Origin of the sequence: Mesorhizobium sp. B263B2A, assembly GCF_020165775.1 — a bacterium.
Taxonomy (GTDB): domain Bacteria; phylum Pseudomonadota; class Alphaproteobacteria; order Rhizobiales; family Rhizobiaceae; genus Mesorhizobium; species Mesorhizobium opportunistum.
In genome coordinates this window covers 156,924-182,587 of record NZ_JAIUIU010000001.1, presented here as the reverse complement: position 1 = coordinate 182,587, position 25,664 = coordinate 156,924, and the positions used below count along the sequence as shown (strand labels likewise).

General features: G+C 64.8%; 23 protein-coding genes. 11 read left to right on the top strand and 12 right to left on the bottom strand.

Annotated features, from left to right (window positions below; genetic code table 11):
- Positions 1 to 218: 218 nt before the first annotated feature.
- The 5 genes from LB568_RS00855 (at position 219) to hpaH (ending at position 5,046) form a co-directional block, all read left to right on the top strand.
- Positions 219 to 605: a 5-carboxymethyl-2-hydroxymuconate Delta-isomerase gene (locus tag LB568_RS00855; RefSeq protein ID WP_140780657.1), complete on the top strand. Its 387-nt coding sequence runs from the start codon at positions 219 to 221 to the stop codon at positions 603 to 605.
- Between the two features lie 11 nt (positions 606 to 616).
- The gene (gene hpaE, locus LB568_RS00850; protein WP_224728765.1) at positions 617 to 2,134 is read left to right on the top strand and encodes a 5-carboxymethyl-2-hydroxymuconate semialdehyde dehydrogenase; all 1,518 of its coding nucleotides are present in this window, start codon (positions 617 to 619) and stop codon (positions 2,132 to 2,134) included.
- A 13-nt stretch (positions 2,135 to 2,147) separates the two neighbouring features.
- Entirely contained in the window at positions 2,148 to 3,128 is a 981-nt protein-coding gene (gene hpaD / locus LB568_RS00845) for a 3,4-dihydroxyphenylacetate 2,3-dioxygenase (protein ID WP_224728764.1), read from the top strand.
- Positions 3,129 to 3,370: 242 nt separating this feature from the next.
- Positions 3,371 to 4,243 (top strand): fumarylacetoacetate hydrolase family protein, encoded by an 873-nt coding sequence (locus tag LB568_RS00840; RefSeq protein ID WP_224728763.1) that lies wholly within the window; start codon positions 3,371 to 3,373, stop codon positions 4,241 to 4,243.
- Positions 4,240 to 5,046, top strand: coding sequence for a 2-oxo-hept-4-ene-1,7-dioate hydratase (gene hpaH / locus LB568_RS00835; protein ID WP_224728762.1), 807 nt, complete (start codon positions 4,240 to 4,242; stop codon positions 5,044 to 5,046). Before LB568_RS00840 ends, hpaH begins: the two co-directional genes overlap by 4 nt.
- Before the next feature lie 21 nt (positions 5,047 to 5,067).
- On the opposite strand, the gene LB568_RS00830 is transcribed toward hpaH, so the two are convergent.
- From LB568_RS00830 to LB568_RS00805, 6 genes are read right to left on the bottom strand one after another with little or no spacing between them, the layout of a single operon-like run.
- Positions 5,068 to 6,087, bottom strand: coding sequence for a phosphotransferase enzyme family protein (locus LB568_RS00830; protein ID WP_224728761.1), 1,020 nt, complete (start codon positions 6,085 to 6,087; stop codon positions 5,068 to 5,070).
- Positions 6,084 to 7,391: an aminotransferase class III-fold pyridoxal phosphate-dependent enzyme gene (locus tag LB568_RS00825; protein WP_224728760.1), complete on the bottom strand. Its 1,308-nt coding sequence runs from the start codon at positions 7,389 to 7,391 to the stop codon at positions 6,084 to 6,086. Before LB568_RS00825 ends, LB568_RS00830 begins: the two co-directional genes overlap by 4 nt.
- Before the next feature lie 37 nt (positions 7,392 to 7,428).
- On the bottom strand, positions 7,429 to 8,778 hold the full coding sequence (locus LB568_RS00820; protein WP_224728759.1) for an aminotransferase class III-fold pyridoxal phosphate-dependent enzyme: 1,350 nt from the start codon (positions 8,776 to 8,778) through the stop codon (positions 7,429 to 7,431).
- 21 nt (positions 8,779 to 8,799) lie between these two features.
- The gene (locus tag LB568_RS00815; protein WP_224729473.1) at positions 8,800 to 9,456 is read right to left on the bottom strand and encodes an HAD family hydrolase; all 657 of its coding nucleotides are present in this window, start codon (positions 9,454 to 9,456) and stop codon (positions 8,800 to 8,802) included.
- Between the two features lie 8 nt (positions 9,457 to 9,464).
- Positions 9,465 to 10,745: a Tm-1-like ATP-binding domain-containing protein gene (locus LB568_RS00810; protein WP_224728758.1), complete on the bottom strand. Its 1,281-nt coding sequence runs from the start codon at positions 10,743 to 10,745 to the stop codon at positions 9,465 to 9,467.
- Positions 10,745 to 11,515 carry an IclR family transcriptional regulator gene (locus LB568_RS00805; protein WP_224728757.1) on the bottom strand — a complete coding sequence of 257 codons (771 nt, stop codon included), beginning with the start codon at positions 11,513 to 11,515 and terminating at the stop codon, positions 10,745 to 10,747. Before LB568_RS00805 ends, LB568_RS00810 begins: the two co-directional genes overlap by 1 nt.
- A gap of 190 nt (positions 11,516 to 11,705) precedes the next feature.
- On the opposite strand from LB568_RS00805, the gene LB568_RS00800 reads away from it, so the two are divergent.
- From LB568_RS00800 to LB568_RS00775, 6 genes are all read left to right on the top strand, one after another.
- The gene (locus LB568_RS00800; protein WP_224728756.1) at positions 11,706 to 13,154 is read left to right on the top strand and encodes an APC family permease; all 1,449 of its coding nucleotides are present in this window, start codon (positions 11,706 to 11,708) and stop codon (positions 13,152 to 13,154) included.
- Between the two features lie 73 nt (positions 13,155 to 13,227).
- Positions 13,228 to 14,427 (top strand): cytochrome P450, encoded by a 1,200-nt coding sequence (locus LB568_RS00795; protein ID WP_224728755.1) that lies wholly within the window; start codon positions 13,228 to 13,230, stop codon positions 14,425 to 14,427.
- On the top strand, positions 14,424 to 15,911 hold the full coding sequence (locus LB568_RS00790; RefSeq protein ID WP_224728754.1) for an aldehyde dehydrogenase: 1,488 nt from the start codon (positions 14,424 to 14,426) through the stop codon (positions 15,909 to 15,911). Before LB568_RS00795 ends, LB568_RS00790 begins: the two co-directional genes overlap by 4 nt.
- 244 nt (positions 15,912 to 16,155) lie before the next feature.
- Complete coding sequence (locus LB568_RS00785; protein ID WP_140575466.1) at positions 16,156 to 17,010, top strand: MetQ/NlpA family lipoprotein; 855 nt, start codon at positions 16,156 to 16,158, stop codon at positions 17,008 to 17,010.
- Between the two features lie 85 nt (positions 17,011 to 17,095).
- A complete protein-coding gene (locus tag LB568_RS00780) occupies positions 17,096 to 18,184 on the top strand; it encodes a methionine ABC transporter ATP-binding protein (protein ID WP_224728753.1) in 1,089 nt (362 codons plus the stop codon).
- On the top strand, positions 18,165 to 18,821 hold the full coding sequence (locus LB568_RS00775; protein ID WP_202325122.1) for a methionine ABC transporter permease: 657 nt from the start codon (positions 18,165 to 18,167) through the stop codon (positions 18,819 to 18,821). The genes LB568_RS00780 and LB568_RS00775 overlap by 20 nt, the downstream gene beginning before the upstream one ends.
- A 102-nt stretch (positions 18,822 to 18,923) precedes the next feature.
- On the opposite strand, the gene LB568_RS00770 is transcribed toward LB568_RS00775, so the two are convergent.
- From LB568_RS00770 to LB568_RS00745, 6 genes are all read right to left on the bottom strand, one after another.
- Positions 18,924 to 19,409: a Fic/DOC family protein gene (locus LB568_RS00770; protein ID WP_318013228.1), complete on the bottom strand. Its 486-nt coding sequence runs from the start codon at positions 19,407 to 19,409 to the stop codon at positions 18,924 to 18,926.
- A 3-nt stretch (positions 19,410 to 19,412) separates the two neighbouring features.
- Positions 19,413 to 19,619 carry a hypothetical protein gene (locus LB568_RS00765; RefSeq protein ID WP_140575476.1) on the bottom strand — a complete coding sequence of 69 codons (207 nt, stop codon included), beginning with the start codon at positions 19,617 to 19,619 and terminating at the stop codon, positions 19,413 to 19,415.
- Between the two features lie 59 nt (positions 19,620 to 19,678).
- On the bottom strand, positions 19,679 to 20,794 hold the full coding sequence (locus LB568_RS00760) for an aminomethyltransferase family protein (RefSeq protein ID WP_224728752.1): 1,116 nt from the start codon (positions 20,792 to 20,794) through the stop codon (positions 19,679 to 19,681).
- A 65-nt stretch (positions 20,795 to 20,859) separates the two neighbouring features.
- The gene (locus LB568_RS00755; protein ID WP_224728751.1) at positions 20,860 to 21,636 is read right to left on the bottom strand and encodes an ABC transporter substrate-binding protein; all 777 of its coding nucleotides are present in this window, start codon (positions 21,634 to 21,636) and stop codon (positions 20,860 to 20,862) included.
- Between the two features lie 124 nt (positions 21,637 to 21,760).
- Entirely contained in the window at positions 21,761 to 23,503 is a 1,743-nt protein-coding gene (locus LB568_RS00750; RefSeq protein ID WP_224729472.1) for a hydantoinase B/oxoprolinase family protein, read from the bottom strand.
- Between the two features lie 16 nt (positions 23,504 to 23,519).
- Entirely contained in the window at positions 23,520 to 25,604 is a 2,085-nt protein-coding gene (locus tag LB568_RS00745; protein ID WP_224728750.1) for a hydantoinase/oxoprolinase family protein, read from the bottom strand.
- Positions 25,605 to 25,664 lie beyond the last annotated feature (60 nt).

The window sequence follows — 25,664 nt, the reverse complement described above, 5'->3', positions numbered from 1 at the left end:
GCAGGGAGCGACGAGTATTTTCCGGCAGCAAGTGAAATTCTCTCCAACGCTGGCTTGCGATTGCGGTGGCGGGCTTTGCCCAGCAGCGCTGGCCCTCAGTGCCGTCACCGTCATCCCGTATCGTCGTGCCAAGCCCGATGCAAGACTTGACTTCGGCGGGATCGCATGTAATTAACGCGTTAATTATAACAAAGCAATGTGCCAGGGAACGAGACGCGGTGCCTCACTTCTCCATCGAGTATTCGGCCAATCTCGATGCCAAGGTCGATATGGGCGAATTATGCGCCCTGGTGTTGCGCACGGTGCTGGACACCGGGCTGTTCGAGACCGGCGCCGTGAGGGTGCGGGCCTTTCGCGCCGACGCGTATGCCATTGCCGACAGGCTGCCGGAAAACGCCTTCCTCGACATGTCGTTTCGCATCGGCACCGGCCGGAGCGCCGAGGACAAGAAACGGACAGGAGAAGCTATCTTCGCGGCCGTAAGCGAATATCTGGCAGCGCTGTTCGAGACGCCGCATTTCGCCTTGTCGCTGGAGATCAGGGAAATCGACCCAGTGCTGAGCTGGAAGAAAAACGCAATCCACCCGCGGCTGCGCGGCAAGTGACGGAAGCTGATATGTCCGATCTCGAAGGCAATCTGAAAAAAGCCGAGGCCTATCTGGCCCGCTTCAAGCGCGACGGCGTGCTGAACCAGATCGGCGGCGAGGCGGTGCCGGCCGCCGACGGCTCGACCTTCGAGACCATGTCGCCGGTCGATTTGAAGCCGCTGGCCAAGGTCGCGCGCGGGGGCGCCACCGATATCGACCGCGCCGCCAAGGCGGCGAAGGCTGCGTTCCCGGCCTGGGCTGCCATGCCCGGCGAAGCGCGCAAGAAGCTGCTGCACAAAATCGCCGACGCCATCGAGGCACGGGCCGAGGAGATCGCCTTCATCGAATGCATGGATACCGGCCAGGCGCTGAAGTTCATGGCCAAGGCGGCGTTGCGCGGTGCGGAGAACTTCCGCTTCTTCGCCGATCGTGCGCCGGAAGCGCGTGACGGCGAGACGCTGCGGACGACAGGCCAGGTCAACATCACCACGCGCGTGCCGATCGGCCCGGTCGGCGTCATCACGCCGTGGAACACGCCGTTCATGCTGTCGACCTGGAAGATCGCGCCGGCGCTGGCCGCCGGCTGCACCGTGGTTCATAAGCCGGCTGAGTTCTCGCCGCTGACCGCACGACTGCTGGTCGAGATCGCCGAGGAGGCGGGCTTGCCGAAGGGCGTGTGGAACCTGGTCAACGGCCTCGGCGAGCATGCCGGCAAGGCGCTGACCGAGCATCCCGACATCAAGGCGATCGGCTTCGTCGGCGAAAGCCGCACCGGCTCGATGATCATGAAACAGGGCGCCGACACACTGAAGCGCGTGCATTTCGAACTTGGCGGCAAGAACCCGGTGATCGTGTTCGCCGACGCCGACCTCGAACGTGCGGCGGATGCGGCGGTGTTCATGATCTACTCGCTCAACGGCGAGCGCTGCACCTCGTCGTCGCGGCTGCTGGTCGAAGCCTCGGTCTACGACAGGTTCACCAATCTGGTGGCGGAAAAGGCAAAGCGCATCACAATAGGCCATCCGCTCGACCCCAAGACCGTTGTCGGACCGCTGATCCATCCGGTGCACGAGGAAAAGGTGCTGTCCTATATCGAGATCGGCAAATCGGAGGGCGCGGTGGTCGCCGCCGGCGGCGGCAAGTTCGCCGGACCGGGTGGCGGCTGCTATGTCAGCCCGACGCTGTTTACCGGCGCCACCAACACAATGCGCATCGCCCAGGAGGAGATTTTCGGGCCGGTGCTGACGGCAATCGCCTTCAAGGACGAGGCGGAGGCGCTGGCGCTCGCCAACGACACGCAGTACGGCCTGACCGGCTATCTCTGGACCTCGGACGTGACCCGCGCCTTCCGCTTCACCGATGCGCTGGACGCGGGCATGATCTGGGTCAATTCGGAGAATGTGCGGCATCTGCCGACACCGTTCGGCGGCGTCAAGAACTCCGGCATCGGCCGCGACGGTGGCGACCATTCCTTCGATTTCTACATGGAGACGAAGAACATCGCCTTCGCCACTTCAGCGCACGCGATCCAGAAACTCGGCGGCTGACGGAGGAAATCAGATGCCCTTGCCCAAGCCCAACCTCTATCCCGCCTTCAACATCGTGCGCCTCAGCCATGTCGAGTTGGCCGTCACCGATCTCGCCAAGTCCCGCGCGTTCTATGTCGACACGCTCGGCCTGCAGGTCACCGACGAGACGTCAGGCGCCATCTACCTGCGCGCCATGGAGGAACGTGGCCATCATTGCATCGTGCTTCGCAAGGCGACGACGCCGGAAGCGCGCGACCTCGGCTTCAAGGTTTTTTCGGACGAGGACCTCGACAAGGCCGTACATTTCTTCAAGGGCAAGAGCCTGCCGGTGGAATGGGTCGAGCGGCCTTATCAGTCGCGCACCTTCCGCACCCGCGACCCGCACGGCATTCCGCTGGAGTTCTATGCCCAGATGGAAAGGCTGCCGCCGATCCACCAGAAATATGCGCTCTACAAAGGCGTCAAGCCGCTGCGCATCGACCACTTCAACTGCTTCTCGCCCAATGTCGACGAGTCCGTCGCCTTCTACAACGAGCTCGGCTTCCGGGTCACCGAATACACCGAGGATGCGGCAACCGGGAAGCTGTGGGCGGCCTGGACGCACCGCAAGGGCGGCGTCCACGACATCGCCTTCACCAACGGCGTCGGCCCGCGCCTGCATCATGTCGCCTTCTGGGTGCCGACGCCGCTCAACATCATCGACCTGCTCGACCTCATGGCGACGACCGGCTATCTGCCGAACATCGAGCGCGGCCCCGGCCGCCACGGCATATCCAACGCGTTCTTCCTCTATGTCCGCGACCCGGACAACCACCGCATCGAGATCTACTGTTCGGACTACCAGACGGTCGATCCCGACCTCGAGCCGATCAAGTGGGACCTCAAGGACCCGCAGCGCCAGACGCTGTGGGGCGCACCAGCGCCGAAAAGCTGGTTCGAGGAGGGCAGCACCTTCGCCGGCGCGGCGGCACGCCAGCCGGATTTGACGGCGTCGCCGATCATCGCGCCGTAGGCGGGTTTTGAGTTGATGTCAGCATTCCTTGTCGCCCCCCTCTGTCCTGCCGGACATCTCCCCCTCAAGGGGGGAGATTGGCTGGCCTCACGGCCCACGCCCTCCTTGCAACGCTGGAAATTGGCGAAAGCAGAGACAAAATCCAATCTCCCCCCAAGAGGGGGAGATGTCCGGCAGGACAGAGGGGGGCGCCGTAGAGCTCCTGCCTCGCCTATGTTCAACACCACCACCGGAGCCGCAGCATGACCCCGCCCCGGCTCGCCACCTTCACCGCCGGCGGCAAGACGCGCTATGGCGCGGTCACCGGCCAGGGCGTCGTCGACCTGGCGGCTCGCTACAGCCAGTGGCCGACATTGCGCGAAGTGATCGAGGCTGGCGCCTTGCGGCGGCTGGCGGAAGAGGCCGAAGCGTTCGCCGCCGATTTCCCGCTCGATGCCGTCGCCTACGACATTCCTATCCCCTCGCCGGAGAAGATCATCTGCGTCGGCGTCAACTATCCGGATCGCAACGAGGAGTACAAGGACGGCCAGGCGGCGCCTTCGAACCCCTCGCTGTTCATCCGCTTTCCGCGCTCCTTCGTCGGCCATGACGCGCCACTGGTACGGCCGCCGGAATCGCCGCAACTCGACTATGAGGGCGAGATCGTCATCGTGATCGGCAAGGGCGGCCGGCGCATCGCCGAGACCGATGCGCTCGGCCACATTGCGGCGCTGTCGCTGTGCAATGAAGGCACCATCCGCGACTGGGTGCGGCATGCCAAGTTCAACGTCACGCAAGGCAAGAATTTCGACCGCACGGGCTCGATCGGCCCATGGCTGGTGCCGTTCACGGATGAGGCGCAGATCGCCGATATCGCGCTCTCCACCCGCGTCAATGGCGAGATCCGCCAGCAGGATCGAACCAGCCGGATGATCTTTCCCTTCCGCAAGATCATCAACTACATCTCGACCTTCACCGCGCTGGTGCCGGGCGATATCATCGTCACCGGTACGCCGACCGGCGCCGGCGCCCGTTTCGATCCGCCGATCTGGCTGAAGCCGGGCGATGTGATCGAGGTCGAGGCCGACGGTATCGGCCTGCTTCGCAACGGTGTCGTCGACGAGGCAAGCGTATGACCCCCGAGCAAGTCGAAGACGCCGCGGCGCGGCTGTTCGAGGCCGAGCGGTCGCGCCGGCAGATCCGGCTGCTCAGCCTCGATTTTCCCGAGGCAACGATGGAGGACGCCTACCGCGTCCAGGCGGCGCTCGTGGCGCGCAAGATCGGCGCCGGGCTGAAGCCGAAGGGCTGGAAGATCGGCCTGACCTCCAAGGCGATGCAATATGCGCTGGCCATCGACACGCCGGATTCGGGCGTGCTGTTCGACGATATGTTCTTCAGCGACGGCGCTGCGGTTCCGGCCGGCCGTTTCATCCAGCCGCGCGTCGAGGCCGAGATCGCCTTCGTCATGAAGGCGCCGCTGAAGGGGCCCGGCGTGACCCTCTTCGACGTACTCAACGCCACCGACTACATCACGCCGGCGCTCGAAATCCTCGACACGCGCATCGAGCGTGTCAATGCCGAGACCAAGAAGGTACGCACCTTCTTCGACACGATTTCCGACAATGCCGCCAATGCCGGCATCGTCATCGGCGGCCGGCCGCAGCGGCCTGATGAAGCCGACATGCGCTGGATCGGCGCCATCGTCTCGCGCAATGCCGTGGTCGAGGAGACCGGGCTTGGCGCCGGCGTGCTCAACCATCCGGCGATGGGCATCGCCTGGCTGGCGGACCGGCTCGCCCGCTACGGCATGTCGATCGCCGCTGGCGAGGTGGTGCTGTCGGGCTCGTTCGTGCGCCCGGTGGAGGCGCGGCCCGGCGACACCATCGTTGCCGATTTCGGCAGTTCGGGAACGGTCAGCATCCATTTCGCGAAGAGCTGACGGCGCGGTCGCCAGCAGCCCTCACGTGCCACGCAGGTAAGCCGCCACCACGTCGGCGGCGATGGTCGAGATGCGCATGCCGGCATTCCTGTTGACGTCACCCTCGACGCGGCTCTGCACCCAGCCGAGGAAAGCAAAGGCGCGTAGCGCTGAAAACAGTGGCAAGGACGCGATGTCCTCTGGCGTCAGGTCTCGCTCCTGGCGGTAGCCATCGAGCAGCGACGCCTCGATCAGCGGATAGATCGCTTCGTCGCGGTTCTGGTAGAGTGCCACGGCAAGATCGTAGACGTGCCAGCCATGGCCGCAATCGTCGAAGTCGATGATCTGGATGGCGTCGCCGTCGAGCAGAACGTTCTCGCGCACCAGATCGGCATGGATCAAGCCGAAATTGCGCGCGCTACGCTCATGCCGCGACAGCACAACGACCGCCTTCTCGTGGGCACGGAACACCAGTTCGCGGCTGGTATCGTCGAGAAACGGGCAGGTTTCGAAACGGCCCCATATGGGGGTCGCACCGAAAAAGCCTTCGAAATCCCAGCTGTGACGGGCAAAGCCCGGCGGCGTCGCCCAGCCGGCGGCGGCATTGTGCATGCGGGCGATGGTTCGCCCGATGGCCGTGAATACCCGCCTTGCCTGTTCGGGCGCATAGCCGAGCGGCACGCCGCGCGCGCCGACAGCGCGGCCTTCCAGCCAGCTCAGACAATCGACCTGACGCGGCGCCGCTGTGCCGGTGCCGACCGGCACGAACAGATCGCCGTTCAACGCCGGCACCGGGGATGGCGTGGCGACCCCGGCCGATTGCAGGAAGCCCATCCACTGCAATTCCGAAGACAGCGCGGCATCCGAGTGATAGCCCGGCCTGTGGATGCGCATGGCGGCCGGCTGGCCATCGGGCAGGCGAATGCGGAAGACCGCATTTTCGCGATATTTCAGCAGTTCCGGTTCACTGTCGCGAACGCCCCAATGTTCGAGCGCACGCCTGGCAAGCGCGGTGACATCCGCTTCCGTCTCGGGCTCCGATTGCGCGAAAACAGCGCTCACGCCGTAACCCCGCCGACTTCTTCAAGCACTTCGTCCAGGGTTGCGATCAAGAGATCGGCATTGTCGCGCGAAAACGGCATTGGCGGGCGTATCTTCAGCACATTGCCATGAATGCCGGTCTTGCCCATCAGCACGCCGCGATGGCGCATCGCGTTGATGACACGCCCGGCGATGTCAGGCGCAGGCTCGCGGGTCTCACGGTCATGGACCAGCTCGGCGCCGAAGAACAAGCCCGCGCCCCTGACCTCGCCGATGCATTCGTGGCGGTCCGCCAGCGGGCGCAGCAGCCCGAGTGCATGGGCACCGACGTCGCGCGCATTGCCGACGAGGTTCTCCTGCTCGATGACATCGAGCACCGCGCTGGCCACGGCGCAGGAAACCGGGTTGCCGCCAAAAGTGTTGAAGTAACGGAAGGCGTTGCGGAAGGTCGCCAGGATCTCCCTGGTGGTGACGACGGCGGCGACCGGATGGCCGTTGCCCATCGGCTTGCCCATGGTGACGATGTCGGGGGTGAAGCCGGCGCGCTGATGGCCCCAGAAATGGCTGCCGGTGCGGCCGAAGCCGGGCTGTACTTCGTCGGCGATGACCAGGCCGCCGGCGTCGCGCACCGCCGCCACGGCATCATCGAAAAAGCCGCTGGGCAGTGTCGGGAAGCCTTCATTGGCGAGCAGCGGACACAGGATCATGCCGGACAGGCCAATGCCGTCCTTCGCCAGCGAGGCAATGGCCTCGCGCACCGCGTCGCCAAAGGCCTTGCCGTTAGCCATCGTATCGGGATGGCGATAGCTGTCGGGTGCCGGCACCAGCCTGACATGACGGGCGCGGCCGCCGACCGGCGGCATGCGGGTCGAGAGCTGCGAAACCGCGGTGGTGTTGCCATGATAGGTAGCGTCGGTGGCGATGATGCCCATCTGGCCCGATGCCGCCTGCGCCATGCGCAGCGCGATGTCGTTGGCCTCGCTGCCGGTGCAGGTCAGGATGGCGGTGGACAGGCCGGCATCGAAGGTCGCGGTCAGCCGCTCGACATAATCGAGGATGGCGGTGTGCAGATAGCGGGTGTGGGTGTTGAGCAGACTCGCCTGCCGGCACAGCGCCTCGACCACATGCGGGTGGCAGTGGCCGACATGGGCGACATTGTTGTAGGCGTCGAGATATTTGCGGCCGTCGGCGTCGTAGAGCCAGACGCCTTCGCCGCGCACGAGATGCACGGGCTCGTCGTAGAACAATTGCGACTTGGCGCCGAGCAGGCGGCCGCGCCGGCCAACCAAGGTTTCCTCGGCGATCTTCTTCTGCGGTTGAGTCATCTGTCGGTCCCAAAGCCTCGTTGTATTCAATTGTCCGTCAGAGCTTCGACAGGCCTACGCCGATTGCCTCGCCGATTTTGGCGACGTCGGCGGCGCTGATGATCAGCGGCGGCGACAGGATGACGTTGTTGCCGGACACGCGCAGCATGACGCCGGCCTCATAGGCTGCCTCCGAGACCACGGCCATGGTCTTCTTGTCGGCGGATTTTTTGGTGGCGCGATCGGAGACCAGCTCCAGCGCCGCCATCAAGCCTTTGTGCCTGACATCGCCTACGATCTCGTGCTTCGCCTTCAGGCCCTCAAGCACGGCCGCAAGTTCGACACCGCGCGCTGCGGCGTTCTCGTTCAGGCGAAGCCGTTTGGTTTCGGCAAGCGCCGCCAGTCCCGCGGCGCAGCCGACAGGATGGCCGGAATAGGTGTAGCCGTGGCCGATCGCGCCGAAGCTGGTCTTGTCGGCCTCGAAGACATCGGCGACCTTGCCACCGATCAGCGTGGCACCGAGCGGGAAATAGCCTGAGGTGATCGCCTTGGCGATGGTCATGAAATCCGGCTTCACGCCCGACAGCCGCGAGCCCGCCCAGGCGCCGGTGCGGCCGAAGCCGGTGACCACCTCGTCGGCGATCAGCAGGATTTCGTGGCGATCGCAGATCTCGCGCACCAGCGGCATGAAGCTCTCATGCGGGACGATGACGCCGCCGGCGCCGAGCACAGGCTCCATGATGAAAGCGGCGATGGTGTCGCCGCCCTGGAAAGCGATTTCGTCTTCCAGCGCCTTGGCGCACAGTTTCGCCAGCCGAGCCGGATCGGTCTCGTCGAACGGGTTGCGGAAGGTCCAGGGTGCGGGAATGTGGAAGACGCCGGGCAGCAGCGGCTCGTAGTTGCGGCGGAAATTGGCATTGCCGTTGACCGAGGCGGCACCGAAATGCGTGCCGTGATAGCCCTTCTTCAGGGCAAGGAATTTCGTGCGGTCGCCCTGACCGCGGATCTTCCAGTATTGCCGGGCGAGCCGCAGCGCCGTCTCGACCGAATCCGAACCGCCCGAGGTGAAGAAGGTCCGCACCATGCCTTCCGGCGCGAACCATTCAGAGAGTTCGTAGGCGAGCTCGATAGACGGTCCGGTCGAGGTGCCGCGAAAGCCCGAATAGTAGGGCAGCGCGCCGAGCTGGTCGGCGATCGCCTTCTTGATGGGATCGCAGCTGTAGCCGAGGTTGACGTTCCACAGACCACCGACGGCATCGAGCACGCTGTTGCCGTCGATGTCGGTGACGGTGACGCCCTCGCCCTTCATGATCACCTTTGGCGGATTGGCCCGCATCTCGGCCGGGTGCGCCATCGGATGCCAGATCGGCTTGGCGTTCGTCTCGGTGAGGAAATTGATGTCGCGCATGACAGGCTCCGAAAATGGTTCTCAGACGGCGGGGACGAGGTCGAAATGGCCGAGTGCCTCGGCGTAGGAAAATGCCGGCCGGGCAACGTCGAAATGAACGGTGCGCATGCCGGCGGCACGGCCGCCATCGACATTGCGCTGCTGGTCGTCGACGAACACGCAGGCGCCGGCGGGCAGGCCGAGCGCTTCGGTGACGAAGGCATAGGCGCGCGGGTCGGGCTTGAGGATGCCGGTATGGGTGGCATCGACGATCACATCGAACAGGCCGAGCAGCGGCAGTCTTTGACGGAAGCCGGCGCCATAGAACAGGTCGAGCTCGTTGGACAGGATCGCGAGGCGAAAGCCGGCCGCATGGACGGCGCGGATGGCACTGTCGGCCTCGGGCCGTACCACCTTTTCCGGCTCGGCTCCGCGGGCGCGCTGGACGAAGGTTTCCATCGCCTGCCAGTCCTCGCCGACGAGCCGGCCGACCTCGCTGGTGCGGGTGCGCCAATAATCGCGCTCGCTGATCTCGTCGGCCTGCATGGCCCGCCACAGCGGATCGCTGGCCGGATCGAACGGCCCGCGCCATTGCAGCGTTCCGGGCTTCAGGCCGAGCGCCTGCTCGGTCAAGGCATGGGTTTCGAACAGCGTTCGCGTGACAACGCCGCCGAAATCAAGGACAAGCGCCTTTGCCAGGACAGCGCTCACGCGGCCACTCCCTTGGCAGGGGTACCGCGCGGGACAACGCCTTCCTCGACCCAGCGGTCGAATATCTCGAGCGCCTTGCCGACGAAGGTGTCGCTGTTGATGTGGGCGTCGATCTCGTGGAACTCGACCCCGGCGGGTATAGCCTTGCGCATTTCATCGACGAAGGCGGCAAGCGCTTGCGGCTCGTAGAGCGGCTCGCCCTGCATGTCCCATTCCTGGATGCCGCCCGAAGGCAGGATGAAGGCTGAGCGGCCCTTCGACGCGCCGAGCTTGGCGGCGATGGTCCTGGCGACCTGGCGGCGATCATCGGCATCGACGGTGACAGAGGCAATCAGCCTGTTATGGGCGTGAAACGGCCGCCGCGAAAACTTAGCCGGCAAATCCTGCCAGGTCGGCAGGTCGACCATGTCAACGGCGCCTGGTGCCGCGATCTGCGGGATGCCACGGGCGCCGGCGTTCTCGAGCCGGTCGGCGCCGGAGCTGACGACGGAGCCGGCAAGATGGTTGGTGATTTCCTGCAGGCTGAAGTCGAACACCGCGCAGAAATGACCCTGGCCGGCAATCGATTCGAAGGCTCTGCCGCCCATTCCAGTGGTATGGAAGACGGCGACGTCATAGCCGCGCCGTTCCAGCGCCGGCTTCAGCGTCTTCATGTAGCGCAGGCAACTGCCGCCAAGCGAGGTCATGCCGATGGTCGGCCCGAGGGCCGGCGCCGACGCGCGTGACGCAAGCACGATCCTGGCCGCGCCGACGACCGCGCCGCAGGCCTGCGACAGGACCAGCTTGCAGATGTTGTTGAGGCCGTAGAGCCCTCCCGCCCAGAGGATCATCATCAGGTCGGGCGCGACGCGCTCGGGCGGTATCAGGTGCGAATAGGCGATGGTCGAGACGACGAATTTCGGCACGCCGAGCGGCAGGCTGAGCGCGACGTCGAGCGCCAGATCGGTGCCCATCGAACCGCCGATGGCGATGAAGGCGTCGATCTCGCCGCGCTGATGGAGTTGGCGCACCAGTTGCACCGCGCCGCCGGCCATCAGCGTCATGGCGGTGTTTTCGTCACCGCTGGACACGATCTCGGCGATCGTCACATCGACAGCGCGGGCCACGGCATGCTTGTCGTGATCGGGGCTGTAGGGCGGATCGCCGAGCACGCTGACATCCATCATGACGGCGCGGCCGCCCGATGCCTCGATGCAGGCTTTCATGAACAGCAGCTCATCGGCCTTGGTGTCGCCGGTGCCGATGACCAGGATGCGGGGCGCGGGATCCACGGGCATCAGGCCTGCCTCCTCAGGGTTTGCAGATTCTCGCCATTGAGACGCATCGAAATTTCCCGCGCCGCGGCGACGGCCGCAAGCCCTCGTGCCGCGATGTCGGCTGCCGTCGTCCTGGCCTTCGGCGCGGCCACCGCGATGGTGCCGAGCGCGAAGCCGTCCGCAGCGAGGATTGCCGCCGCCACGCCGATGACGCCTTCTTCCAGGCCCTGATCGCAGATCGAGTAGCCGCGCCCGCGCGCCTCATCCAGGGAGCGGGAGATGGCGGCCGGCTCGATCAGCGTGTGCGCGGTGAACGCCTCGAGGGGACCCGCCAGGCATGCCTTGACGGTCTCCTCCCTGGCGAAGGCCAGATAGGCGATGCCGGAGGCGGTCGAATGAAGCGGCAGGAGCTGGCCGATATCGACGTTGACCCGGTTTGCCCGCGTGGGATGCTCGACATGGACGGTGACCAGCCTGTCGATGCCGAATTCCGACAGATGCACCGTCTCCGCCGTGGCACTTGCCAGATCCCGCACCAGCGGCACAGCCGTCTGGAGGAAGGGGAAGCGGGCCTCGCGGATGCGCGCCAGCCGCGACAGGCCGGCGCCGAGGCGGTAGTGCCGCGTACCGCCATCCTGCTCGACGAAGCCATGGGCGGTCAGCGCAACCAGCAGCCGCCGCGTCGTCGCCTTGTCGAAGCCCGACCGGCGCGCCAGATCGGACAGGCCGAGTTCGGGCTCCGCCACGGTGAACAGCTCCAGAAGCGAGATCGCTTTTCCAACCGTACCCAAATTTACCTCCCGGCATTGCCATCCATTCAGAGGCAATCATTTAACGTGTGAATTAACTTGACAGGAAGCCGGTTTGTTTGCAAGTCTATATTCAAAATAATGGTTCAAATAATGAACCGAACCGCCAGAGCGATATGGGACAGGCCGTGCGGCCAGCAAACCGATCTTGGTTTGCAAACAGGAGGGACCAATGACAGCAGTTTTGGAACAGGCGCCAGCCAACAGGCTGCGCAAGAACAGCCTTGGCGTGGGCGCCATCACCTTCATGGTGATTTCGGCGGCGGCTCCGCTCACGGCGGTGGCCGGCGGCACGCCGCTCGGCATGCTAATGGGCAATGGCGCCGGCTTTGCCGGCACCTACCTCATCGTGACGGTGCTGCTGTTGTTGTTCGCGGTCGGCTATGTCGCCATGTCGCGGCATGTCGGCAATGCCGGCGCCTTTTATGCCTACGCCGCGCGCGGGCTCGGCGGGCTTGCCGGCGGCGCCACGGCGCTGATCGCGATCCTGTCCTACAACGCCATGCAGATCGGCGTCATGGGCCTTTTGGGTGCCGCTACCGCCGGACTGTTCGCCGGCTGGGGCATCAACCTGCCTTGGTGGGTGTGGAGCTTCATCGCCATCGCGCTCGTCGCCGTGCTCGGTTACCGCCAGGTCGACCTATCGGCCAAGATCCTGACGGTGCTGGTTCTCTGCGAATACGCCGTGGTGCTGATCCTCGACATCGCTATCCTCAAGACCGGCGGCGACAGCGGACTGTCGGCCGCACCCTTCAGCTGGAGTCAGATCACCAGCGGTGCGCCAGCGATCGCCATCCTGTTCTGCTTCGCGGCGTTCATCGGCTTCGAGGCAACGACGATCTATGCCGAGGAGGCACGCGATCCCAAGGTCACGATACCGCGCGCCACCTATATCTCCGTGGTGTTGATCGGCGTCTTCTACATGGTGACCGCCTGGCTGATGGCGGTCGGCGCCGGTGTCGACAAATTGCTGCCGGCACTGCAGGGCTTGCAGGATCCGACGACGTTCCTGTTCGGCCTGTCCGACCGCTACGCAGGCACGATGCTGTCGCAGGCGATGAGCATCCTGTTCGTGTCGAGCCTGTTCGCCGGCGTGCTGGCGTTCCATAATGCGGTCGCCCGCTACATCTATGTCTCGGGCCGTGAGAAGCTTTTGCCGCAGTCGATCGGCGTGACGCATTCGGCGCACCAGAGCCCGCATGTCGCCTCGGTGATCCAGAGCGTGCTGGCGGCCGTCGTCGTCGGTCTGTTCGCCGTGCTCGGCCTCGATCCGGTGCTGGCACTGTTTTCCTGGCTGACCAATGTCGCGACGCTCGGTGTCATCGTCATGATGGCGGTGGCCTCGCTCGCCGTGGTCATGTACTTCCGCGCCAACCCATCGGCGCAGGAAAATGCCGTGAAGACGACCATCCTGCCTGGGCTGACCTTCATCGCCTTCGTCGTCATCATCTATCTGATCGTCATCAATTTCGGCAGCCTGTCGGGGGCCGGCGGCTTCCTCGGCGTGTTCCTGCCGGGGCTGGTGCTGATCGCCGCGGTGGTCGGCCTGCTGCTGGCCGGCGCCTTGAAGAGCCGCGATCCGGTGGCCTTCGAAAGCCTCGGTCTGCCCCTGAAGGATTGAGCGAAACACCGGATCGAGAGACCTAGCGGGGCGGCGTGACGCCGCCCCTTCCACCACAAAGGGAGTGGCGGCCTTGAGCTTTGCCGAAAACATCACCGTCGAGGCGCTGGAGGCCGATCCCTATCCGATCTATGCCGAACTCAGGCGCAGCGCGCCGGTCGCCTTCGTGCCCTCGGTCAATCTCTGGTTCGTCACCCGCTGGAAGGATGTCGAACTGGTGGCGAAGTCGCCCGACATCTTCTCCGCAATCGTCAAGGCCGGCGTATCGCCGGTCGAGCGCTCCTTCGGCAAGCCGACGATCCTGACCAGCGACGGCGAGGTCCACAAGCACCTTCGCCAGGGCGTCGACCCGAAATACCGGCCACGCACCGTCGCCTCCTATGCCGGGGATCTCGTGCGCTCGATCGCCGAGCCTTATCTCGACCGGATCGCCAGCCAAGGTTCGGCCGAACTGATGGCCGATTATTTCGAGCCTGTGTCGACGCTCTGCCTGGCACGCTCGCTCGGCCTTGCCGACATCGACATGCCGACCCTGCGCCGCTGGTTCTATGGCCTTGCCCAAGGCGCCATCAATTTCGAGAAGGACCCTAAGCGGCAGGAAATCGCCGACGCGATCGGCGCCGAGGTCGGCGATGCGGTGACGCCGACGCTGGAAAGGCTGGTCCGTGAGCCCGACGATTCGGCGTTGTCGCATATGCTGCATGACGGTATGCCGGAAGGCAAAACGCGACCGATCGACTTCCTGATGCCGACCGTCAAAGTGATCCTGCTCGGCGGCATGCAGGAGCCGGGCCACGGCGCCGGCTCGATCCTTGTCGGCCTGCTGAGGAGCCCCGACCAGTTGCGCAAGGTGCTCGACGATCCCGAGACCTTCGTGCCCAAGGCGGTCGACGAGGGCCTGCGCTGGGTGGCGCCGATCGGCACGCAGACACGCGAAACGACCCGCGCGGTCGAGATCGGCGGAGCCACCATCCCCGCCGGCGCACCAGTGGCGGCACTTGTCTCCTCGGCCAGCCGCGACGAGAGCCGATTTGCCGACCCCGACCGCTTCGACATCGATCGCGACGAAGGCAACCACGCCGCCTTCGGCTTCGGCCATCATTTCTGCTCCGGCCGGTTTTTCGCGCGCGAGCAGATGTGCCTCGCGGTGAGGCTGCTGCTCGAGCGCTTTCCCGATCTCAGACTGGTGCCCGGCAAGGAGCCGGTGTTCCGCGGCTGGGAATTCCGGGCGCCCACCACATTGCATGTCAGTTGCGGAGCCGGTCCCAAATGATCACCCAGAATGCCATCGATATCCTGCGCAAGGCCGAGATCGGCGCGCGTGGCCTGTTCATCGATGGCGCGCAGGCCGAGGCGACAGGCGGCGCGACGCTGCCGGTGGTTTCGCCGATCGACGGCCGGCCTTTTGCCAGCATCGCCGACGGCAATGCCGCCGATGTCGACCGCGCGGTCCAGGCGGCGCGCAAAACATTCGAGAAGGGCTCGTGGTCGCGCGCGGCACCCGCTTTTCGCAAGAAAGTGCTGACAAGGCTCGCCGAGCTGGTCGAAAAGCATGTCGATGAACTGGCCGTGCTCGGCGTGCGCGACAATGGCACCGAAATCGGCATGGCCTACAAGGCCGAGCCGCTGTCGGCGGCCGGCACCATCCGCTACTACGCCGAGGCGATCGACAAGGTCTATGGCGAGATCGCGCCGACGGCCGAGAACGTGCTGGGGCTGATCCACAAGGAGCCGCTCGGCGTCGTCGGTGTCATCGTGCCGTGGAATTTCCCGCTGATGATCGGCGCCTGGAAGATCGCCCCGGCACTTGCCGCCGGCAATTGCGTGGTGGTCAAGCCGCCGGAGATCGCGTCGCTGACGCTGCTGCGGCTGGCGGAACTGGCCAGCGAGGCCGGCTTGCCCGCCGGTGTGCTCAACGTCGTCACCGGCCGCGGCGCGGTCGCCGGCGAGGCGCTCGGGCTGCATATGGATGTCGACGCCATCGCCTTCACCGGCTCCGGGCCGGTCGGCCGGCGGCTGCTCGACTATTCCGCCCGTTCCAACCTGAAGCGTGTCTTCCTCGAACTCGGCGGCAAGTCGCCCAACATCGTCTTTGCCGATGCTCCAGACCTGAAGCAGGCGGCGGTCGTCTCGGCCAACGGCATCTTCCGCAATTCCGGCCAGGTGTGCGTCGCCGGCTCGCGTCTGCTCGTCCAATCGTCGGTCTATGACCGCTTCATGGACGAACTTCTCTCGGCAACCACGCGGCTTAGGGTCGGCGATCCGCTCGATCTCGCGAGCGACGTCGGCGCGGTATCGAGCGCCGAGCAATTGGACAAGAACCTCGGCTTCGTCGCCAAGGCCGCCGAAGAAGGCGCAAGGCTGGTCACCGGCGGCGAGCGCATACTCACCGAGACCCGCGGCAGCTACATGGCGCCGACGATCTTCGAGAATGTCACACAGGACATGCAGCTTGCCCGCGAGGAGGTGTTCGGACCGGTGCTCGGCGTGATGCGCTTCGAGACCGAGGAGGAGGCGGTGCGGCTTGCCAATTCGACCGTCTACGGGCTTGCCTCGGCGGTGTGGACATCAAATCTTTCCACCGCGCATCGCATGGTGCGCGCCATCAATGCCGGCGTCGTCCACGTCAACACCTATGGCGGCGCCGACATCACCGTACCGCTCGGCGGCGTCAAGCAATCCGGCTTCGGCCGCGACAAGTCGCTGCACGCGCTGGAGAAATATCTCGACCTGAAGACTGCCTGGATCGCGCTTTGAGATCCCTCGGCTCTCCTTGAGAATCTGAGCGCCTGCAGCGGCGCCCAGGGTCGCATCGCGGTTCCCTGCGGCCGGCCGGCGGTGCCTTGTGCTCGCTACCTCAGGATTTTTGAGAGAATATTCCCGGCTTCGGCGAGATCGGCGAAACACGTTCGTTGATAAGATCGATAGAATTTATGACGATGTGACCAAGCCTAGGCAATCCGCCCTTGCTGCCATGACTTCACAACCGCAGAGATCAATCATGTCCGACGTCAACAACACTTCGCCAGCTTCCCCTTGGTCAACCCTCAACCGGCGCAATGGCCTTGCTCTGCTGTTCGCATCGGCGGTGGCGATCGGCGGCCTGATGGCTCCCCATGCCTCCTTCGCCGAAGACAAGAAGGCGATCAAGGTCGGCATCATCAGCGGCGAGGACGAGGATGTCTGGCGCGTCGTCGTCGCCCAGGCCGCCGAAAAGGGCCTCACCATCGAGACCGTGGTGTTCAACGACTATACCCAGCCCAACGAGGCGCTGGAGCGCGGCGAGATCGACGCCAACGCCTTCCAGCACCAGCCCTATCTCGACAACCAGATCAAGACCCAGGGCTACCATATCGTGCGCGTCGGCTATACCGGCGTCTGGCCGATCGGCCTTTATTCCAAGAAGTACAAAGCGGTCGCCGACCTGCCCGAAGGCGCGGTCATCGGCGTGCCGAACGACCCGTCCAATGAAGGCCGCGCGCTGCGGGTGCTGCAGAACGAGGGCGTGATCAAGCTGAAGGACGGCACCGGCATTCTCGCCACCACCGCCGACATCGCGGAAAACCCCAAGAAGGTCGAGATCAAGGAGCTTGACGCCGGCATCGTCGGCCGCTCGGTCGAGGATCTCGACGCGGCCGTGGTCAACACCGACTGGGCGCTGAAAAGCGGCCTGACGCCGGAAAACCGCATTGCGCAGGAGCCGATCGCCGACAATCCGTACCGTAACTTCATCGCGGTCAAGGTCGGCAATGAGAACGAGGCCTGGGTGAAGACGCTGGTCGCCTCCTACCAGAACGAGGCCGTGAAAGCCGAGTTCGACAAGGTCTACAAGGGCACCGGCCTCAGCGCCTATTGACACCATCGGGCACTGACTTGCCTGCTCCGACAGGAAGGCGGTCCGCGCATTGCGCGGGCCGCAATCGTATTTTCAGGATCCGCGTATGAACCAGCATTTCACCGAAACCACCGAGGCCATGGATCGACCTGGCGCACCGCCGCAGGACGTGGTGCGTCTTGTCGACCTGAAGCGCCGTTTCGGTGCCACGGCGGCGCTCGACGGCATCTCGCTGACGGTACGCAAGGGCGAGATCCTCGGCATCATCGGCCGCAGCGGCGCCGGCAAATCGACACTGATCCGCTGCCTGAACGGTCTGGAGCGGCCCGATTCCGGTCAAGTGTTCATCGAAGGCCGCGAGATCAGCCGGCTCGGCGAGCGCGACCTGCAGCCGCTGCGCCGGCGTATCGGCATGATCTTCCAGCATTTCAACCTTTTGTCGGCCAAGACCGTCGAGGACAATGTCGCGCTGCCGCTGAAGATCGAGGGCCGCTCGAAAGCGGAACGGCTCGCGCGAGCGGCCGAACTGCTCGATCTCGTCGGCCTGTCGGAAAAGGCCAAAGCCTATCCGGCGTCGCTGTCGGGCGGACAGAAGCAGCGCGTCGGCATCGCCCGGGCGCTGGCCGCACGGCCGGCGCTGCTGTTGTCGGACGAAGCCACCTCGGCGCTCGACCCGGAAACGACACGCTCCATTCTCGCGCTGCTCAAGGACATCAACCGGCAGCTTGGCCTGACCATCCTTTTGATCACCCATGAGATGGAGGTGATCCGCTCGATCGCCGACCGCGTGGCGGTGATCGACACCGGGCGCATCGTCGAGGAAGGGCCGGTCTGGTCGGTGTTCGCCGATCCGCGCTCGGACATCACAAGAAGCCTGCTTGGCGCGATCCGGCCGCAATTGCCGGCCGAATTCGCAGCGCGACTGCTGCCGTCAGCCGGCGCCGACACCATCCTGCGCGTCGATGTCGCCGGCGACGCCGCACGCGGGCCGTTGCTGTCCGATCTCGCGGCAACGGTGCCAGGTGCGTTCCGTCTTGTCCATGGCGGCATCGACCATGTCCAGCAGCAGCCCGTCGGCACGCTGTTCCTTTCCGTCCCCGGCAAGGATGCAAGCCATCTCGCCGAGGTGATCACATTCCTCAAATCCCGCCAGGCGCGGGTGGAGGTGCTTGGCCATGTCGCCGATCCTGTTTGAGCTTCTGCTGCGTTCGATCTGGGAGACGGTGCTGATGACGGCCGCCTCGGGCCTCATCTCGCTGGTGTTCGGCCTGCCGCTGGGGCTGGCCTTGATCGCCACCGAACGTGGCGGCATCGCCGAAAGCCTGTGGGTCAACCGCGTGCTCGGCGCCGTCATCAACGGTTTCCGCTCGGTGCCGTTCATCATCCTTCTGGTGGCGCTGATCCCGCTGACCCGGCTGATCGTCGGCACCTCGATCGGCACATGGGCGGCCATCGTGCCGCTATCGATCGCGGCCACGCCCTATTATGCGCGCATCGCCGAAGTGTCGCTGCGCGAGGTCGACCATGGCCTGATCGAGGCGGCCCGCGCCATGGGCGGCAACCGCTGGACGATCATCCGCGAGGTGCTGGTGCCCGAAGCCCTGCCCGGCATCGTCGCCGGTTTCACGGTGACCTTGGTGACGCTAATCGGCGCCTCGGCGATGGCCGGAGCCATCGGTGCCGGCGGCCTCGGCGACCTCGCTATCCGCTACGGCTACCAGCGGTTCGAGACTTCGGTGATGATCGCCGTGGTCATCGTGCTGATCATCCTGGTCTGCGGCATCCAGTGGGCGGGCGATCGGCTGGTGGCGAGGCTGGATCGGCGGGGATGAGACCGGCTGACGAACTAGGCGATGATGTCTTCTATCAGTGCTTGCAAGGGCGCTTCGGAACCGCTGAAACTGTCGATCATGGCTTGAATGATGCGATCCCGTTCAAGGATGTCTGCATTGAATGTCAGGCCCGCGTGCTCGGCGAGCATCGCGAGGAAGGTGAGTTGGGATCGGCCGTTGCCTTCGAAACGGATGCACGGCATTGATCTCCGCGACGATGTGGGCGGCGTGCCCGGAAAAGCCGACGCTGTCTAGGTCGGCTAAACGGTCGGGATTGCCGAGTTCGCCGAACACCCGCGCCATCTCAGTCGCGATGTGCTCGGGATAACAGAACCAGCTGCCGCCCTTTCCGATGCGGATGGTGCGCGGCTGACCGGCCCAGGCATACACGTCCTGGAACAGATGCCGGTGCAGACTGCGATAATGAGGATAGTCCAGTTCGCCTGCCGGAAGAGGTTCGTCAGCGCGTGTCAAGAACAGAGCGAGCTCGACCTCATCGAGTTCGGTCTGGTCACGAATGTCCAGCAAATTGATGAGCACCGTCGTGCCGGGGTAGCAGAGCGGATCGAACTCGGCGACGTAGGCCAACGTCTATTTCTTTTTGCGGATTTCTTCCTTGATGAGCGAACGCCGCTCATCACCGGACAGTCCGTGCCGCGCACTGTGGCTTAGTACCTTAGCCATGCGGGGCGACAGCTTCATGCCTTCGACGGCGCTAATTTTCTCGCCGCGCCCGCTCGTCAGAACGAACTGGCCGGTCTTGGCCGAACGGATGGTTCTTGAACTGGGAGACTTCATTTCGAGATCGTATCACAACCTTGGGAAGGGGGCCAAAGCGATTTCCGTGGCAAGTTGGACTAGCCCCTCAGCCTCGCCCCTTCCGGATCGAAGAAAGGCATCGGCGCCACCACCGCGCGCGTCGGCTTGCCCTCTATCTCGATGCTCAGCTCAGTGCCGATGGCGGTGAAGGGCAGCCGCAGATGCGCCGTCGCCAGTACCTTGCCGAGGGAATAGCCATGATCGCTGTAGGTGACGATGCCGGCGTCCTCGCCATCGGCCATCACCCTGGCATCCGTCGTGGCTGGCTTATCGCCATCGAGGACCAATCCGGTCCAGCGTTCGTCGAGGCCCTTGTCGCGGACCTTGAGCAGGGCCTCGCGGCCGATGAAATCGCCCTTGTCGAACTTGATCCAGCGGTCGAGGCCGACATGGAACGGCGTGCGGCTCTCATCCATGTCGATGCCATGCGCCGGATAGGCCTTTTCCAGACCGAGCGTGAACATCACCAGCACGCCATAGGGTTTCAGGCCGAAGTCCCGCCCGGCCTGCATCAGCCTTTCCCAGACCGAGGCCGCCTCGTCGGCCGGCACGAAAAGTTCGAAGCCGAGTTCGCCGGTGACGCCGGTGCGCGAGATCAGCACCTTCGTCTCCCCGACGCGCCCCGAGGTGAACGCCCAACGCTTCAGCCCGTCCAGATCGGCATCCCTGACCAGCGCCTTCAACAGGTCGCGCGAGCGTGGGCCCTGGATGGTCGGGAAGGCGACCGCTGCGGTGATATCGGTGACATAGGCCTTGCGTCCTTCGGCATGATGCAGCAGCCAGGGGAGCATCTTCAACCGGTTGACCGAGCCGGTCACCAGCATGAAATGCTCGGTCCCCAGTCGGAACACGGTGAGGTCGTCCAGGATGCCGCCATCCTCGCGGCAGACCGTGGAGTAGCGCACCTGGCCCGGCTTCATGGCCGCGGCATCGTTGACGATGACATGGTTGACCAGCGCCTCGGCGTCCGGCCCCTTGATGTCCATCTTGCCCATGGTGCTGAGATCCTGCACGCCGACATTCTTGCGTGTGTTCAGGTGCTCGTCGGCGATGCCGGAATAATATTTGGCCGAGATGAAATCGCCACCGACCCGACCCATAGTCGCGCCCAATCCGACGATGCTGCTGTAGAAGGGGGAGCGCCGCTCAGCCAAGAAAGTCTCCATTCATGAAAACGGCAGCGCCAAGTGGCGCTGCCGGAACGCATTTGGTGTCAGCCTCAATTCCCGTAGACGTCGAACGAAAAGTACTTGTCGTTGATTTCCTTGTACTTTCCGGCGGCGCGCAGCGCGTCGATGGCCGCATTGAACTTGTCGGCCAATTCCTTGTTGCCCTTCTGCAGCGCGATGCCGACGCCGGGTCCGTGAATGGCCGGATCGGCCGTCAGCGTGCCGAGCAGCTTGCAGCAGGCGCCGTCGGGCTTCTTCAGCCATTCGGTCAGGATGATCGAGCCATCCATCATCGCGTCGAGCCGGCCGTTGGCCATGTCGGTGCGGGCGTCGTCACCTGTCGGATAGGCCTTGACGGTCGAGCCTACGTATTTCTGCTCGGCGAATTTCTGATGGATGGTGGCGGTCTGGACGCCGAGCGCCTTGCCTTTCAAATCCTCGGGCGACGTGCCCGCGATGGGCGAATCCTTCGGCACCGCGATGGCCGGCGGCGTCTGGTAGTATTTGCGGGTGAACTCGACCTTCTCGGCCCGCCCGGGCGTGATGGTGATGTTGATGATGGCGTCGAACTTGCCGGCCTGGAGCGCGGGAATCGAGCCGTCGAAATCCTGCACGATGAATTCGCACTCGGCCTTCATCTCGGCGCACAGCGCCTTGCCGAGGTCGATGTCGAAGCCGCCGAGCGTACCGTCGGCATTGGCATAGTTGAAGGGCGGATAGGCGCCCTCGGTGCCGATCCTGAGTTTGTTGTCCTGGGCGGAAGCGGCGCCCGTGGCGAGGGTGAAAGCGACGGAAGCGGCAAGCACGAAACGACCGAAAAGATGCATGGTCCAGATCCCCGTTGACTGGCGAAGTCTACGGGCTTTCATGCGCGCGGCGGAGACGGAAACGACATGTGCTGCGGCGATCACGGCGCGGCAGGCTGCCCTCGTGAGAACGGAAGGCTTTGGGCTAGCTGACGCGCCGCGCTTCCGTCGCCTTGCGGTCAACGGAAAGGTCGCCCGCCGACAAGACCACGCCGAATTTTTCGCTGGCTTCCTTCGGTGTATAATATCCCAGCGCCACATCGCGCCGCACCTGATCGGCGTCGCGCTGGAATGGATCGCCATAGCCGCCACCGCCCGGAGTGCCGACGCGCACGCGGTCACCGGCCTTCAGCGGGATGTCCTGCTCCTTGGACAAATGCGGCGGCACATGTTCTTCGCCATTGCGGAACACGGTTACCGTGTTGGGCTCGCCGTCCCTGCCGCCGAGCGCGCCTTGCGGGCCGAAACGGCCGTGATCCATGACGAAGGACGCGCGCGCGTCGCCGCGCAGGATCTCGACCTCATAGGCGAGGCCGAAACCGCCGCGATGCTTGCCGGCGCCGCCCGAGCCTTCACGCAAGGCATAGTGGCGGTAGAGCACCGGAAAGGCCTGTTCCATGATCTCGACCGGGGGCGACTTGGAAATGCCGATGGTCGAGCAGCCATTGGTCAGGCCGTCATGGCCTGAATTGCCGCCATAGCCGCCGCCGGAGATCTGGTACATGACGTAATCGCGGCCGCGCGCCGGATCGTTGCCGCCGAGCGCGAAATTGCCGCTCGAGCCGGCGGGAGCCGCCGTCACCTTGTCCGGCAGCGCCTGCACCATGGCGGCGAACACCGCCTCGGCGATACGCTGCGACACTTCGGCCGCACAGCCCGACACGGGGCGCGGATATCTGGCGTCGAGGAAGGTGCCTTCCGGCCGCTTGACGATCAGCGGCTCGAAGGCGCCGGCACTGATCGGCACGTCGGGGAAAATGTGGCGCATGGCGAGATAGACCGAGGACAACGTCGTCGCCAGAACGCTGTTCATCGGCCCGGCGCACGGCTGTGACGAGCCGGCGAAATCGAAGGTCAGCGTATCGCCCTTCTTCTCGACCGCGAGCGCGATGGTCAGCGGTTCGTTGACCACCCCATCAGAATCAACGAAGGCCCTGGAGCGGTAGGTACCGTCGGGAATGGCCGCTATGTTGGCGCGCATCTGTTCAGCGGCACGGCGGCGCAGCTCGGCTATCGCCTCGACAACGGTTTCGTCTCCGTAACGATCCAGGATTTCGTTGAGCCGGTCCTGGCCGATTAGCAATGCCGCGGCCTGGGCCCGGATGTCGCCGATGCGCTGGTCCGCGACGCGGATGTTGGAGCAGATGATGGCGTAGATCTCGGGGTCGAGCACGCCTTTCTTGAACAGTTTTACGGGCGGCAGCCGCAGGCCTTCCTGTTCGACCGCCGTGGCGGAAGCCGAGAAGCCGCCGGGTACGGAGCCGCCAATGTCGGGCCAATGACCGGTGTTGGAGAGCCAGCAGAAGATTTTTCCCGCCCGGTAGACAGGCATGACGAAGCGCACATCCATCAGATGGGTGCCGCCGAGATAGGGATCGTTGACGATGTAGATGTCGCCCGGCTCCGGGGCCAGGCAGCGGCCGTCGGCGATCATCTCGATCACCGTCCTGGTCGAATATTGCATGACGCCGACGAACACCGGCAGGCCCTGGCTGCCTTGTGCGATCAGCGAACCGTCGATAGCCGAATAGATGCCGTCGGAGCGATCGTTGGCCTCGGCGATGACAGGCGAGAAGGCGGCGCGGGAGAAGGTCAGGTCCATCTCGTCGCAGACCTGCTGCAAGGCGGCCTGCAAAACCGAGAGCGTGATGGCGTCGAGCTTTGCCATATCCATATTGGGCATCTCAGGCCTCGCCGATGTCGATGATGATGTTGCCGTCGGCATCCGAGCGCGCGCGGTCGCCGGGTTCGAGCACTGTGGTCGCATCCATCTGTTCGAGGATCGCCGGCCCTTCGATGATGGCGTCGAGCGGCAGTTTTTCGCGTACGTAGACTGGCGTGTCGTGCCAGCGGCCGCTGTACCAGACCGGCCGGATCTCGCGCCGCGCCTCGTCGAGCGTTTTTGCCCGCCCGGCCGGATCGATCAGCCGCGACAGATCGATCGCCGGCCGCACCCCGGTGACGGAGGTGTTGAGGTTGACGAGGTTGGCGCGGATTTCCGGCAACTCGACCTTGAAGCGGGAGAAATAGGCTTTTTCGAACAGTGCCTGCAGTTCGTTCCGGGTCACCGACGAGGACGGCAGAGGCACGTTGATGATGTGGGTCTGGCCGACGAACTGCATATCGGCGGAGTGGGTGACCCGGATCGTCTCCGGCTTCACCGCTTCCTTGCCGATCAGCTCCTCGCCTTCGTTTCGGTGCCGTTCCAATAGGTCGTGGAGTTGGGTTTCATCGAGAATGGCGACCGGCTGGTTGACGGTGTTGACGAAGTCGTGGCGCAGGTCGGCGACGACGCAGCCGAGCGCATTGGTGATGCCGGGCCGAGCCGGCACCAGCACCTTGGGCAGGCCGAGCTCGCGCGCCAATGCGGTGGCATGCAGCGGCCCGGCGCCACCGAAGGCGAACAGCGCGAAATCGCGGGGGTCATGGCCGCGTGACACCGAAACCATGCGGATGGCGCCGGCCATCTTCATGTTGCCGAGCCTGAGCACCGCACCCGCCGCCTCGACGCCGGAGAGGCCGGTGGCCTTGCCGATCCTGTCCGTGAAGATGCCGGTGACACGCTCTGACGTGACCGGATTCTCGACCGCCAGGAGCTTCTTCGGTGCCAGCCGGCCGAGCACCAGATTGGCGTCGGTGATGGTCGGCTCCAGGCCGCCGCGGCCGTAGCAGATCGGGCCGGGATTGGCGCCGGCACTTTCCGGTCCGATCTGGATCAGGCCGGCCGCATCGACGCGGGCGATCGAGCCACCGCCGGCGCCGACCGTGTGCACGGCCACCATCGGCACATGGATGGGCATCGCATATTCGATCTCGATCTCGTTCGAGACAGCCGGCTCGGCGTTGCGGATCAGCGCCACGTCGGTGGAGGTGCCGCCCATGTCGTAGGTGACGAGGTCCTCGAAGCCGGCGCGCTTGCCCGTATAGGCGGCGGCGATGACGCCGGAGGCCGGGCCGGACATCACGGTCTTGGCCGATTCACGTGTGACGAAGCGGGCCGAGATCATGCCGCCATTGCCGTTCATGATCAGGAAGTCACGGGCATAGCCCTTGTCCGCCAATTCCTTGCGCAGCCGCTCGACATAGCGCTCAAGGATCGGCTGCACGGAAGCGTTGACCGAGGCGGTGACGCCGCGCTCGAATTCGCGCGCTTCCGACAGCAGCGCGTGGCCCGTGGTGATGTAGCCGTTCGGCCAGAGCTCGGCGGCGATCTCGGCGGCGCGCCGCTCGTGCAAAGGGTTGGCGTAGGAGTGCAGGAAGTGGATGACCAGGGATTCGCAGCCGGCGTCGATCAGCGCCTTCACCGCCGCGCGCATCTCGGCCTCGTCGAGCGGCGTGCGCACCGTGCCCGACGCCTCGACGCGCTCCGACACTTCGAGCCTGAGATTGCGGGGAATGACGGGCACGAAGGTGCCGGTCATGCCATAGGCTTGTGGCCGCGTGCGCCGGCCAAGCTCGATCACGTCGCGAAAGCCGCGCGTGGTGATCATGCCGGTCCTGGCCAGCCGGCGTTCCAGCACCGCGTTGGTGGTAGTGGTCGTGCCATGCACGATGAGGTCGATGCCGTCGATCGGAAAGCCGGTGGCGCCGAGTGCCGAAACGACGCCGAAGGCCTGGTTGTCGACCGTGGTCGGGGTCTTGGCGATATGCACCTTGCCGCCGTCCTTGCCGTCGATCAGAAGCAGGTCGGTGAAGGTTCCGCCGACGTCGATGCCGGCAACCACGCTGCCCAGCGAATCCGGCTGCTGCACCGAAAAATTCTCTTTCATAGTCGAAACCCGAAATGCTGGGACTACGGATATGTCACAGTTTGGAAAGGTGTTTCGCGG

Coding starts and splice junctions, on each gene's coding strand:
- LB568_RS00820 (WP_224728759.1), bottom strand. CDS start 8,778: ATGCGCGACATCAATTTCCTCACCGAGACGAACGCCAAGCCGATCTGG.
- LB568_RS00765 (WP_140575476.1), bottom strand. CDS start 19,619: ATGAAGTCTCCCAGTTCAAGAACCATCCGTTCGGCCAAGACCGGCCAG.
- hpaH (WP_224728762.1), top strand. CDS start 4,240: ATGACCCCCGAGCAAGTCGAAGACGCCGCGGCGCGGCTGTTCGAGGCC.
- LB568_RS00790 (WP_224728754.1), top strand. CDS start 14,424: ATGATCACCCAGAATGCCATCGATATCCTGCGCAAGGCCGAGATCGGC.
- LB568_RS00745 (WP_224728750.1), bottom strand. CDS start 25,604: ATGAAAGAGAATTTTTCGGTGCAGCAGCCGGATTCGCTGGGCAGCGTG.
- LB568_RS00840 (WP_224728763.1), top strand. CDS start 3,371: ATGACCCCGCCCCGGCTCGCCACCTTCACCGCCGGCGGCAAGACGCGC.
- LB568_RS00785 (WP_140575466.1), top strand. CDS start 16,156: ATGTCCGACGTCAACAACACTTCGCCAGCTTCCCCTTGGTCAACCCTC.
- LB568_RS00750 (WP_224729472.1), bottom strand. CDS start 23,503: ATGGCAAAGCTCGACGCCATCACGCTCTCGGTTTTGCAGGCCGCCTTG.
- hpaD (WP_224728764.1), top strand. CDS start 2,148: ATGCCCTTGCCCAAGCCCAACCTCTATCCCGCCTTCAACATCGTGCGC.
- LB568_RS00755 (WP_224728751.1), bottom strand. CDS start 21,636: ATGCATCTTTTCGGTCGTTTCGTGCTTGCCGCTTCCGTCGCTTTCACC.
- hpaE (WP_224728765.1), top strand. CDS start 617: ATGTCCGATCTCGAAGGCAATCTGAAAAAAGCCGAGGCCTATCTGGCC.
- LB568_RS00775 (WP_202325122.1), top strand. CDS start 18,165: ATGTCGCCGATCCTGTTTGAGCTTCTGCTGCGTTCGATCTGGGAGACG.
- LB568_RS00825 (WP_224728760.1), bottom strand. CDS start 7,391: ATGACTCAACCGCAGAAGAAGATCGCCGAGGAAACCTTGGTTGGCCGG.
- LB568_RS00780 (WP_224728753.1), top strand. CDS start 17,096: ATGAACCAGCATTTCACCGAAACCACCGAGGCCATGGATCGACCTGGC.
- LB568_RS00800 (WP_224728756.1), top strand. CDS start 11,706: ATGACAGCAGTTTTGGAACAGGCGCCAGCCAACAGGCTGCGCAAGAAC.
- LB568_RS00810 (WP_224728758.1), bottom strand. CDS start 10,745: ATGCCCGTGGATCCCGCGCCCCGCATCCTGGTCATCGGCACCGGCGAC.